This window comes from Paenibacillus sp. MT124, assembly GCF_058792755.1.
Genome location: NZ_CM179500.1, coordinates 1629804 through 1642654 on the forward strand (window position 1 = coordinate 1629804; position 12851 = coordinate 1642654).

Consider the following 12851-nt stretch of genomic DNA (forward strand, 5'->3'; position numbering starts at 1 on the left):
GGCATGAGAATTCGCTATGATCGCTTTCCGGGTGGGGTGCACAAGGCCATCACTCTGAGTTTCGATGATGGGCAGATTCATGACAGAAGACTTGTCGAGAAGTTTAATGAATATGGTCTCAAAGGCACGTTTCACTTAAACAGCGGTACGCTCGGAAAAGCGGGATTTCTTACACGGGAGGAGATACGTCCCCTGTTCACAGGGCATGAAGTATCTGCACATACCGTCAGCCATCCTTTTCTCGAACAGTCGCCGGTCGAACAAATGGTTCAGGAAATCACGGAGGACCGAAAGGGATTGGAGGCTCTGGTTGGTTATCCTGTGCGTGGGATGAGCTATCCTTTTGGTACATATAATGACCAGCTTGTCTCGCTGCTGCCTTCACTCGGGATAGAGTATGCCCGGACAGCAGCAAACGAGTTCGGGTTCAATATGCCTTCAGACTTCCTGAGATGGCATCCGACCTGCCATTATCGGCAAATGGTGGAGTACGCGCAGCAGTTACTTGCTTTAAAGCAGAGGCATACCAAGATGGCATTGCTGTATGTGTGGGGGCACAGCTATGAATTTGAGAACGACAACAACTGGGAGCTGATCGGTCAGTTTGGAGAACTCGTTGCCGGAAACGAAAATATCTGGTTTGCTACGAATGCTGAAATTGTTTCGTATATGCATGCATTGCGGCAGCTCCGATTCTCGGCAGATTACCGGATCGTCCATAATCCATCTGCACAACGTGTATGGGTAAGCGTGGAAACGGACGTCGTAGAGCTTGCGGCAGGCCAATTGACCGAGCTCGGTTCATGATCCTTTTTTGCTGTCATTCTCTGGTCAATTTCTCCTAATAGATGAAGAGAGGACTGAAGTGCGATGTCTACCGAGGGATTGCAAACAACGGAATTACAAGGAAAACAACATTATATACAAGCCATTGAGGACATTCTATCGAAAACGCTAAATAATATGGATAAGTTCGGGACCCGGTTTCCCCATGTGAGTCTGAATGGAACTTATATTTTGAATGATAACGATGACTGGACAGATGGCTTCTGGCCGGGGATATTGTGGTTGTGCTATGAATATTCACACGATGAACGCTACCGGAAGGCAGCAGAAGAGGCTGTAGCAAGTTTACGTCAGCGGCTTGAGCAGCATGTCTCCCTGGATCACCATGATATCGGATTTTTGTACAGCTTATCGGCCAAAGCCCAGTGGATCATCACTGGCGATGAAAGCGCTCGGGAGTTGGCTCTAGCTGCAGCTGATGTATTAGTGAAACGTTGGCGGACTACGAGTGACGGCAGCGGTTATATTCAAGCTTGGGGGGCCCCAGATAACGAGCAAGAAGCGGGGAGGATTATTATTGATTGCCTGCTTAATCTGCCGTTATTGTATTGGGCAAGTGAACAGACGGGTGATTCAACGTACGCTGAAATAGCACAGATCCAGGCAGAGAAAACACGGCGTTATATCGTTAGAGGGGATGATAGTTCGTATCATACGTTTTTCTTGGATACGAAGACGGGTGTTCCCATCGGCGGCGCTACACATCAAGGCTACAGCAATGGCTCGACGTGGACGCGGGGGCAAGCTTGGGGAGTATATGGGTTTGCGCTATCCTATCGCTATACTGGAATTACGGCATTTCTGGAGACTTCCAAGCGTATGGCCTGCTACTTCCTTGAACATTTACCCGAGGACAGTGTTGCTTATTGGGACTTCAATGCCCCTGTGGCTGAGGATACTTACCGGGATAGTTCAGCCTCAGCGATCGTCGCTGCCGGACTGGCGGAGCTCATCTCCCATTTGGCTGCTGGTGATCCGGATCGTCTGTATTTCGAGCAGATGTTGGCAACAAGCATGGAATCGCTGATCAATAACTATGCCACGATCGGTGACGATGAAGCGGAAGGCTTTCTTAAGCATGGGTCTTATCATATCCATGGCGGCTTATCACCTGATGATTATATGATCTGGGGCGACTACTTTTACCTGGAAGCGTTAATGCGTCTTGCGCATGGTATTCCTGGTTATTGGTATGAGCGTAGCGGGGAGTAACACTGTAATAACGGGTTATATAAGGCATTGGGGAACATGAATAAGAGACTTGGAAAAAACAACGTACTGACACATTGGGATGATGATCCTCGTTCAAACTTGGTTCTTTTGATAGGGCCGTGGGAGAGGGCATTGTCCCATACTCTTTTTTAAAACAATCAGCGATAATCTCCCCTTTAATTTTGTATACTTCCTATTTGAGACCCAATACGAAAACGCTTTATTTTGTAATAAAATTACTGTTATACTAAATGAAAGATTGAAGTGATACATATTACTAGAAATGTTTAAGTCAACTTAATGATCGTGATGAAATTCACAAAAAAGTGTGTATTCATAGACTTACATAGAATTAAGGTTTGAGGAGGGTGAGCTAGATTCGAACTTATCTGATGTTGAAGGAGAGTTGCTGATGCAGAAAAATCGCAAGAGAGATCCCAGGGTTAACACGGTAAACAAAGTTATAGCTTGTGTTTTGTCACTCGTATTCATCCTTATCGCATGTGCGTTACCTGTCTACGCTGAAGAACAGGTTCAGACTACACCATCCAGAATTCCTTTAACAGAGTTAGAGTACATGATTGATTCTTATGTTGCGTCGTATGAGAAGTATACCGCAGCCGTTTCTGTTGTGGCGATCAAAGATGGCGAATTCATAGTAAATAAGGCATATGGCTTTGCGGATATTGAGAATCAGCGAAAGGCGCAACCATCCACTGTTTTTGAATGGGCTTCCGTCTCTAAACTGTTGGTCTATACGAGTCTGATGCAGCTTGTCGAACAAGGGAAGCTTGATCTGGATACGGATATCAGAGAATATCTGCCAGAGGGATTTTTCAAAAAACTCAAATACGATGAACCGATTACCCTATTGAACCTGATGCATCACAATGCGGGTTGGGAAGATCAAACAGCGACCGAAGTGTACTATTACGACGAGAGTGAAAATTATGATTTATGCGTAAAAACGAGCCGAAACAGATATATAAACCGAATAGCGTCGTCGGTTATTCAAACTATGGCGTTGGACTAGCCGGTTACATCGTGGAATTGGTAAGTGGCCAACCTTATTATGAATATGTTAATCAACATATTTTTGAACCGCTTCATATGAACGACACTACGGTTCATCCAACGGGGCAGGATCGTCCAGACCTCGTGCAAAGAAGGAATGAGATTGAAGGGTATACGAAAGATTTGAAACGGATCCCTGAGAACAGAGTATATTTAACGTTTTATCCTACAGGGGCAGCCATGGGGACAGCAGAAGATTTAGGGAAATTCCTTGCAGCGCTGATGCCTGTTGATGCTAACAGTGTATTATTTGCCAAGAGAGATACGTTAGACGAAATGTTGTCAACCAGTCTATATTATGACGGGACTTCGACTCCGCGATTTGCGCATGGATTTGTTGAGATGGAGTACTGGATACCTACGCTGATGCATGAGGGGAATTTAAAAGGATTTTCAAGCAAAGTTGTCTTTGATCCAGAATCCAAATTTGGAATGGTGGTCATGACAAACATTGCGTTTGAGGAAGTCTATTATTATGGACTTATTAGCAAAATTTTCGGTAACAGCACATACGTTAATTCGGTTACTTCTGAGGGAGGAGGATATTTTCAATCCGCAAGGCGGCCCGCCTCTAGATTTACCGATTTATTTAGGCAGCTGGATATAACCAAATTTTCAAAAGCGGAGTTAAGTAGTCTTTATAATGTGGTCGAGCATAATGGCGTTGTTGAGAAAATTTCCTACACTCCTTACATGGATTACTTGCCTGTATCGAGTTTAAAGGTAAACTTGATTGCAATATCTCTTATTCCTGTTGCGCTAGTCATCATTTTCAGCTTAGGTGCTTTGATCGGTTACATAATCCGGATGCTTCTTTACAAACATAAAAAACGAGGAAATCCTTCAACCCATTTTGATAAATATTATCTTGCCATTAATTTCGCAGGTGGGTTACTCCTTCTTAATCTTTTTATCATCTTTACCAGACTTCCAAGTTACCCCGCTTATTCTTCAATACGGATTAATTTAGGGTTTAACCTACTTTATGTAGTTCTGGCGGTGGCGTATCTTGGCCTTCTTATTTACAAACTGCGGAAGAGCAGTTACGCCAAAAAGCAAAAGGTGATGTATATCATGTCTGGCATCTCGGCTTTCATCTTGGCTGCTTTTGTTGTGGGATGGAATTTGTATGTTTAGAAAAGTATGAAGGGATTTTAAAGATTATAAATGTTCCGAAATCATCAGAAGGTCATCTGACTCCCTATTTGGGTTGAAGAGTTTTTATTTTTTGAATTTCGAGGAAAACATAACTATGCAAATAAGGGAGAGTTTCCGATGAGTGAACATGCTAAATATGAAGAGAAGATTACTATAACGAAAGGCTCCATAGACTCACTGCACATTCGCATCCCATACAACCCAGCATATATTCAGCGTATTCGCCAGATTACGGGTAGACAGTGGGAATCCAAACTTAAAGTATGGATCATCCCCTACACTGTCGCTGCTGTTCAGGAGTTCATAACTCAGTTCGATCCAAATGATGTTCAGATTACCCCGGAGTTATGGGTTGAGAACGAAGATCTACAGCAATGGAAAGCTAGTAGAGGAAACAACAAGTCATGGAGCAAAGAACAGTTGGACAAGGCGCTAAAGTTACGAGGATACAGCCGCAAACGATTAAAGCGTATTGTAATCAGGTTGAACGTTTTCTGAGTAGCTTTCCACTTAAAAGTACGAATGTGACTACATCCAATGTTCAGACGTATTGTTTAGGTTTGCTTGAGCGAGGGTTCTCCCATTCAAGTATGAATCAGACGATTAGCGCGCTTTGCTTCAATTGCAAACAGGTGCTCCTTCACCCTACGGATATCCAGTATATTCGTCCCAAAAAGCAGATCAAGCTTCCACAAGTGCTGTCCGAAAAGGAAGTTGCTCAATTACTCAAATCCGTAACCAACCCTAAACATAAGGCCGTATTGTTTCTGACCTATTCTTCCGGGCTTCGTGTAGGTGAAGTTGTGCATCTGCGTTGCAGTGATCTGGATATTGAAAGGAAAACAATCATCGTGAGACAGGGGAAGGGGCACAAGGATCGGAGGACGCTTCTTTCAAATCTTGCCTGGGATATCGTGCAGAAATACATAGCTGAATATAGACCTAATCGTTGGCTGTTTCCGGGGCAATCTTCTGATCGACATCTTACCGAGCGGAGCGTGCAGAAGGTTTTTGAAGAAGCAAGACGACGTGCAGGTATTGAGAAAAAGGTAAGTATTCATGCACTGAGGCATTCTTTTGCCACTCATTTGTTGGAAAACGGGACAGACCTGCGCTACATTCAGGAGCTACTTGGTCATACGAGTGCACGCACAACTCAGCGATATACGCATGTAAGTACGAAAAATATCCAGCGTATTCAAAGCCCGCTGGATCGGATGATTTGGGGGATTGAGGGCTACTCTAAGTCTCCCTTTATCTCCAAACTTTTCTACGCAAATGTAACATTTTGGGTTATCATATACGTAGTTCGGATAACGTACAGGATGTGTGGTATTCACGAAGTACATAAATTAGATGTTATGTGAAACCAGCGAAAACTCTGATAAAGGAGTCATTATAATGATTGAATACAACCTTATTACAACAAAGAATAGTGTTAAGCCGAATTATGATATTAGCAATAAAGACTTTTATTTTGAGATATATGTTAGCCCTGGTGAAGAAGTATGCCTATTGGGAAAAATAGATAATAACTATATTTGCTGGTGTTCGATAACCAAGGTCACACAATTAAATACTAATGAAGAAATAATCAATTACTTGCTATCACACTCCACTGAGCGACTGTATTCAAGCCACTATCAAGTGTTAGGATCTCGTTATGAAGAAATTCGAAAGTGGCACTCTTTTATTGTTACAAAGCATTGGCACAAAGGTCAGTACTGGTATAGGTCTCCTGTAAGTAATTGCTTTTTCGGTACTCCTCCCTATAATAATGGTTCGTTTTTGGCGAGAGAAATACAGAAATTCTTCCTGATGGAGCTCAGTAAGTGTCAATATCGACTTATTGATACTGTTTATGTAAAGGTACTTAGTAGATATAAAGATATCTTAATGAAGGAGAATAGCCCGGAATATTATCTTGAGATGTTACCCATCAAAGAGATCATAAATTCAGAAAGTTATCTAAAGTTATGCTCTAATGATGGAATCAGAATTTTATATCTGGAATGTTTTGACCAATGTACTAATTTATATAATTTGTATATGACTGCTTCACGTTAGACCCATAAGTAATTCGAGGAAGTCGTTGGCATCACTTAACAACATATTTACGCATCGGGGCATTCGCCCCTCGGTCCGGCAGATGTAGTTGGCAGGGAAGCAGTGGCAGCCAGACACACTCGACTTCGTCAAGCGTCGTGAATACGAGAACGTTAAGTGAAATTACTAAAGAGGAGTGAGCTCTTGATCCTAGATTATTTAAAGAAGTATGCCCAGAAGGCATATAAAGAGATCCATTCGATAACTACCTCTCCCCATTTCTTATTTTCTAATGATCCTGAGCTAACTCAAAATGAAGCTAATTATAACTACTTATACATACATGGATTCAACAGATTGATTAAGAATGATCGAATATCATCGGAGAAATTAATCGAAGCTTTTTCGTATCTTGAGGAAGAAATCGTGCGATATCTCAAAAAACATTATAAGGGTAAGGACTTTATATTCTATTTGAAAGCGGATGCCTTAGTACCGGGATTCACAATGACATTGGTTTCTTATTATGGAGGTAAGGATCTGAAAGAAAATAGCTCTTTGCCTGAACTGATTGATTGGTATAAAGAAAATGCTTGTTTTAACGGATTAGAAATTATTGAGAATGAGACTGACGAAGAACATATAGAACCAGAATCAGAAGACGTTTTACCAATTGCAGCAAGAACATATATAAAACTGATAAGTACCTAGTTAGAATCTCAAAGAGGCCCGTAACTTCACTTATCATAATATTCACGCTGCGGGGCTTAAACCCCTTGATAGTCCGATGTATAATCATGGAAGATAACTCGGAAGACATACGAGCCGACCTAAGATATGAGCTATCTAAGGCCGGCTCGTGCCGTGAATAAGGGAACGTTATCCGAAATAAATCTAAAATAGACAAGATAAAGCATAAAGGAGGTTTTTTTAATGAAAGAAGTAATTATAAGGCATGGTGGAGATTATTTGCCAATTGACGATATTGACTTTTCAATAATAGCAAATGATCTTAGGTCTCTCCCATTCTATAGAGATGATTTATTTCTTGGAATGCAGGCAATGAATATTGGTATTATTGACCCTAACATTACTCAATTCGAGTCTGACTTATTAAAAACGTATTTTGAGAAAGAGAGAACACCATCTTATGAAGCAATGACTGTAGGAGCATTTTCTCAAATGTGGATTTTCGCATTATATGAAGTTCTACGTATGTGGCGGGAACGAAAGTATGATTTTTCTAAACTTTTCAAAAACGGTGGGATAGATTTAAAACTAAAATCACTTGCTGATAATGAAGATGATATGAATATAACATCACATGCTCGAAGGAGACAATTGGAGAAATATCGAGATGAACAGTCTTTTAGGGATGAAGTTGAATATTGCTGGGTTCAATTAGAACAAGTATATCGGTTGGTTGAATTATATAGAATGAATATGGCAAAACACGCGGCACCGGGCAAGAGCAACGCTATTCCAATGGCCCCCGGCTATGGGCGAATTAATATGCTTTGTGGCGCATTAGATTATGAGTTGCTTTTAGATAGAGATAGTTATGAATTGCTTAATAGAAGAGATGTTGCAGATAATTTGAGAGAAGCTCTGTTAGTTATTAGAGCTAATAAGAAATAAAGTTCTGTAGATTAATCGAGAAGTCGAATACTTCGGATAACAAAATATTCACGCTGCGGGCCGTTTGGCTCTAGATCATCCAGAAGTTAATACAAAGAAGTGAGTCAAGCTGACAACCCTGCAAGGCTAAGTCTTCGACCCGGCACTTACGTGGTGCCTTAAGCCTTTCGGGTTCGTGAATACAGGAACGTTATACGAAATAATTCTAAAACTAAAAGGTGATTGATTTGAGCGAAGATGAAATAACACTACAAGAAAAACTCCAATTGTTTCATTTAGTTTTCTCAGAAGAGTTTGATTCAATTTTCTCAGCTGATATTATATGCTGTGAAAATTGTGTAAACGAATTTATAAAGTATTGGCCGGGTGTCTATATTAACGATATTGATTTTCAAAGATATTCAGTACGAATTTCATCATTATATTCAATGATGCGATTTTCTGATTTAATATCTGAGGAAGAATTCAACAAATTTTCTTCTGAGTTGGTCTGTCCTCGGTGTAACCATGAATTAAATGGATTTATCTATCCCTACAATATGCCATTTGGTGTTCCACATGGATTTGAGCAACTCATAGAGGAAATTGCAAAAATAGCTTATGAGACACCTTTTTTACTTTTATCACATGTTTTTGCACTTGAGGTATTTCAAGAGATATCTAAAGTATCTCTAATAACTGAACCAAAATTTTCTTCTGATACAGTCTATAGAGCGCGGATAATTAATGATGAAACTGTTTATACAGCTATGGACTTTCTGGCTCCTCCTAAAGAGAAAGTTGGTGAGGGAAGATATAACCATGCTGGAAAACAAGTATTATACCTTTCCGAGGAACCAGAAACATGCTTTCATGAACTACGATCACCAAAAAAGGGTGTAATGATTGCAAAGATCAAAATAAAAGAACCCATCAAAATTTTGGACTTAACAATGCAATCTATTGAGTCAAACATAATTAACTTAATAAGATGGTCATCATTAATGAGTTCCCCTAGTGAAGGCGAAGGATGGCATAAACCTCATTATGTATTTACGAGATTTGTTGCTGATTGTGCTAAAGCAGCTGGATTTCATGCCATTAGATATCCGAGTGTGCGCTTTGAAGAAGGTATGAACCTTGCAATAATTAATTACGAAGAGTATATAAGAAATATCGAAGTTGATGAAGTATTTATATTCAATGAAAGTAACACTAAAAGTGAAGTGCTAATACAAAAATTAAGGGAGACTCTTAATTCAGCAAATTCACAGTAGAGAATTGCTCCGCATAACAATGCATTCCTGTAGCGTCGCTAAGGCTTCTTGGTCGCCAAGAGGAACATCTGAGAAGTGGACTCAGGCGACACATTCAACCGGCTAAGTCTGACGACCCATTCCATATGGTTACTTAAGCCGCTTGAACGTCAGGAATGCGGAAACGTTAGGCGAAATTAATCGAAAGAGGGAATAATCGTGGCTTTCTCAGAGAAGGTAAAATTAGAAGCAAAAAAGAAAGCATGCTTTCGTTGCGTTATTTGTCAAAAGGCTTTTGTAGAAATTCATCACATAGTTCCACAAGCTGACGGTGGGAGTGATACTATTGATAATGCCGCACCTTTATGCGCTTCTTGTCACGACTTATACGGAGGAAACCCAGAAAAACGCAAACAAATAAGAGAAATGCGAGACCACTGGTTTGATTTGATGGAGAGGAGGGTCAATGGAGAAATTAATATTTTAGATCCGATTACTGAAAATCCGAACAATATAAATATGCTTAAAAACAAAGCAATTGCACTATACCATGTAGTTTATGACCACGAAGGCTTCGAAATAACGTCAACTATACTCGTGAAATTGTTACAAAATGCTCAAAGACAATTCCCAAATCAAAAGAGATACCTATATTTAGATATTGAGGGACATAGGAATGATTTAGGTGGTTATGATCACGATATGTTCGAGCTGCAAAAAGACTTTGCACTTGGTTTTTTAATGCAGTACTTTACTAAAATCCATATGCCCCTTATTGGTGTAGAGAATAACAAGTTTCAGAGAAATGAAGTGCCTCAGGAATTTGAAATATATAGTGACGAAAAAGAAATGATAAAAAAATTAAAAAAAGAATCTAGTCACAAACATATTGAAGTATATCCACTAGAAGCCGATTAAATTCGCCTAACATAATATTCACGCTGCGGGCATACACCCTGGCTCCGACATTCGCCGGACACCCAGCTTGCGCTGGGTCGTGAATACAGGAACGTTATCGGAAACATCCGTAATGTGTAAGAACAAATCGAAATACGTATATACTCAAGGAGGCTCTGCTATGTTTTATCGAAGAAAGTTTTATATCGTTAGCAACGATTTTGTAGAGATCTTTAACCAGCATTTCAATGAAACCAACTTACCTAATCAGTTAAAGAACGGAGCTCGACTTATTGGTAGGTGGATGGTTCCACATTCAGAGAAAACAACTGAGATATTTGCTATCTGGGAATATGATAGCTATGAAAAATATGAAGAAATAGAGCACAATGTTAGAAGTGATAAAGAACATAATAAGAAGATAATTGATTGGTATGAACGATATGGCGGTAGAGATCATGTTTACAAGGAATATCTTTGTGAAGTAAGAAACGAAGAATTAATCACTACTCTGTCTGAGGAAAACTGACATTTTAGGACAATAGTATAAAACAATAGAAATTATATATTAGAGACAATTGTGTAGAAAATAAGCACTTGAGAGTTATTCGAGAAGTCGGATGCATCCGATAACATTATGTTCACGCACCGGGGAACAAGCCCCCCTCGGTCCGGCATAGAGATTCCGGGGAAGCATTGGCCGGACACATCCGCACAGACTTAAAGCCACTTCGTGGCTTTAAGTCTGTGCGACGTCGTGAATACAGTAACGTTATCTGAAATAACTATAAAACATAAAGAGGATTGAATTATATGTGGCCGAGTATTATCGGGTGGTCTTTATCTGCCTTAATAGCAATTGTTGGTTGGTGGATAGCTATAACTAATTTAAATAAACAGCATAGAAGAAATCTTGAATTAGATAAACAAAAGTTTGTTCGTGAAATACAAATTAAAACTGCTGATGAAGCCATAAATTTACTTGCAAAATCAAGAGACTCACTTGGAGAATTGAATTTATATTTAATTCTATTGCCTGGTGATTTGCGAACAAAATACGCAGTGAGTTTTGAAATTCATAATAGTCGTTGGGAAAAGCCAAATGAGCAAGTTTTAAAATTGTGGGATAAATCCTCTAAGTCAATTCTTGAATTCACATATTTTTTTGAATCGAGAGAAGTTGTACTTAATAAATTTGTAGGAATGAAGAACATATATTTAGAACAGCTAAGTGAAATAAGAGAAGTGATAGGTAGGTATAGTGAGTATTTAGGTAGGATTTATTATTCAAGATATTTAAACGGGATAATGCTTTCAGAAGAAGAACTGATAGATTTTGAGGATAAAACGAAAGAATTTAACGAGTATATTTTTGACTTTTTAAGCCACGTACATGATTTTATAATCGAACTACAAAATGCTTTTTTGAGTGAGCCATTTGGATATTCAATTCCTGTTAGACAACCAACAGACCCTAAATATAAGGTGCTAAAAGCGAAATAATAGATATGTGGGATTAATCGAGAAGAAAGTTACTTTCAGATAACACAATGTTCACGCATCGGTCATACGCCCTCGGTACGGCATTCGCCGCACACCCAGCATACGTGGATCATGAATACAGAAACGTTATCCGAAAGAAATTCTTAATTTAGGAGGAGTCTATATGATACTAGAAAAAGTTATAGATAGAATTGAAATACAAAGTGAATATAAGGATTTGGTTGATAAGTATATAGATCAGATCCTTACCGAATTTAAAGGTAAGATTCATAGCATTTATATGTGTGGCTCAATTCCCAAAGGAACTGCTACACCTTTTAAGTCAGATGCGGACTTTACTATTGTCTGTGTAAATCCCGGAGATATTGATTACGAAAGATTGACAAATATTAAAGACAGGCTTTTGAAAGAATACCCAATAGTCACTAAGATTGATACGATCATTTGCTCGATTGACGATGTATTAAGTAAACCGAATGAGTGGGGTTTTTGGGTTAAGATCATTTGTGTTTGCCTATATGGTGATGACATTGGTGAAAAAGTACCACCGATCATTATTTCTCCAGAGTTTATTCTAGACTTAAATATAGAGACCAAGGAAGAAGTAGATCGTATACGTCGTTCACTTTCTACTGCTAGTGATGACACGCTGAAAACTAGATATATTAAAGGGTATTCGAAGAGATTAATTCGTGCATTATACTCTTTGGTTATAGTAGATACAGGTGTATGGCAAGATGACATTGTTGAGATGAAGAATGCCATAATAAAGTATTGCGAGATTGACTCCGCTTTAGTTGAGTATCTGTATGCTTGTTACTTGGATAGTGATGTACTTGTTGAAGAGTTTCTGGGAATTGCAGATGAAGTATATAGCTATTTTGAGAACGCTTTAAATGCAATGAGAAAATCATAAAGCAGTTTAAAAATTGCGATGTCAGTACGGCTCGATACCCGATTCAGCATCTTAGTGGACTAAGCCGAGTATGCAATATATTTCATAGTTGGCCAAGGAACTTACTTGGTTACTTCTCATAGCCAGGGTTATACTAATATATAATGAAAGCTATCTTAGGCTGCTTCGATATGCCGCGCATCATAGCCTGGATTTAACAAGCTCTTACGAAGAGAAGCTCCTTCTGGATGAAATGATCTATTTATAGATATAAATTAAGGTACAGATTGAACAATAGGAGCAGCATGAATCGAACAAAAAAGTGGTGGTTGAATTGGGGTAACCGT

14 protein-coding genes and 1 pseudogene are annotated in these 12851 nt (G+C 39.4%); all 15 read left to right on the forward strand.

Annotated features, from left to right (window positions below; all coding sequences use genetic code 11):
* The first annotated feature begins 3 nt into the window (after nt 1-3).
* The 15 genes and pseudogenes from AC3RCI_RS07500 (at nt 4) to AC3RCI_RS07570 (ending at nt 12525) form a co-directional block, all read left to right on the forward strand.
* Nucleotides 4-807 carry a polysaccharide deacetylase family protein gene (locus AC3RCI_RS07500; protein WP_492528308.1) on the forward strand — a complete coding sequence of 268 codons (804 nt, stop codon included), beginning with the start codon at nt 4-6 and terminating at the stop codon, nt 805-807.
* Nucleotides 808-870: 63 nt separating this feature from the next.
* Entirely contained in the window at nt 871-2058 is a 1188-nt protein-coding gene (locus AC3RCI_RS07505; protein ID WP_492528310.1) for a glycoside hydrolase family 88 protein, read from the forward strand.
* A 412-nt stretch (nt 2059-2470) separates the two neighbouring features.
* Nucleotides 2471-3091 carry a serine hydrolase domain-containing protein gene (locus AC3RCI_RS07510; protein ID WP_492528312.1) on the forward strand — a complete coding sequence of 207 codons (621 nt, stop codon included), beginning with the start codon at nt 2471-2473 and terminating at the stop codon, nt 3089-3091.
* Complete coding sequence (locus tag AC3RCI_RS07515; RefSeq protein ID WP_492528314.1) at nt 3016-4269, forward strand: serine hydrolase domain-containing protein; 1254 nt, start codon at nt 3016-3018, stop codon at nt 4267-4269. Before AC3RCI_RS07510 ends, AC3RCI_RS07515 begins: the two co-directional genes overlap by 76 nt.
* A 138-nt stretch (nt 4270-4407) precedes the next feature.
* The gene (locus AC3RCI_RS07520) at nt 4408-4788 is read left to right on the forward strand and encodes a hypothetical protein (protein WP_492528316.1); all 381 of its coding nucleotides are present in this window, start codon (nt 4408-4410) and stop codon (nt 4786-4788) included.
* Nucleotides 4785-4868: pseudogene (locus AC3RCI_RS07525) on the forward strand (hypothetical protein); the annotation flags it as partial. The gene AC3RCI_RS07520 and the pseudogene AC3RCI_RS07525, both read left to right, overlap by 4 nt.
* A 12-nt stretch (nt 4869-4880) precedes the next feature.
* Nucleotides 4881-5657, forward strand: a complete 777-nt coding sequence (locus AC3RCI_RS07530) for a tyrosine-type recombinase/integrase (RefSeq protein ID WP_492529842.1) — start codon at nt 4881-4883, stop codon at nt 5655-5657.
* Nucleotides 5658-5691: 34 nt separating this feature from the next.
* Nucleotides 5692-6357 (forward strand): hypothetical protein, encoded by a 666-nt coding sequence (locus AC3RCI_RS07535; protein ID WP_492528318.1) that lies wholly within the window; start codon nt 5692-5694, stop codon nt 6355-6357.
* 156 nt (nt 6358-6513) lie between these two features.
* The gene (locus tag AC3RCI_RS07540) at nt 6514-7047 is read left to right on the forward strand and encodes a hypothetical protein (protein WP_492528320.1); all 534 of its coding nucleotides are present in this window, start codon (nt 6514-6516) and stop codon (nt 7045-7047) included.
* A 222-nt stretch (nt 7048-7269) separates the two neighbouring features.
* Nucleotides 7270-7974, forward strand: a complete 705-nt coding sequence (locus AC3RCI_RS07545) for a hypothetical protein (RefSeq protein WP_492528322.1) — start codon at nt 7270-7272, stop codon at nt 7972-7974.
* A 227-nt stretch (nt 7975-8201) separates the two neighbouring features.
* On the forward strand, nt 8202-9230 hold the full coding sequence (locus AC3RCI_RS07550; protein WP_492528324.1) for an RES family NAD+ phosphorylase: 1029 nt from the start codon (nt 8202-8204) through the stop codon (nt 9228-9230).
* Between the two features lie 198 nt (nt 9231-9428).
* Entirely contained in the window at nt 9429-10127 is a 699-nt protein-coding gene (locus AC3RCI_RS07555; protein ID WP_492528326.1) for an HNH endonuclease, read from the forward strand.
* A 160-nt stretch (nt 10128-10287) separates the two neighbouring features.
* Complete coding sequence (locus tag AC3RCI_RS07560) at nt 10288-10635, forward strand: NIPSNAP family protein (protein ID WP_492528328.1); 348 nt, start codon at nt 10288-10290, stop codon at nt 10633-10635.
* 284 nt (nt 10636-10919) lie between these two features.
* Nucleotides 10920-11609, forward strand: a complete 690-nt coding sequence (locus AC3RCI_RS07565; protein ID WP_492528330.1) for a hypothetical protein — start codon at nt 10920-10922, stop codon at nt 11607-11609.
* 163 nt (nt 11610-11772) lie between these two features.
* Entirely contained in the window at nt 11773-12525 is a 753-nt protein-coding gene (locus tag AC3RCI_RS07570) for a nucleotidyltransferase domain-containing protein (RefSeq protein ID WP_492528332.1), read from the forward strand.
* The last annotated feature ends 326 nt before the right edge of the window (nt 12526-12851 follow it).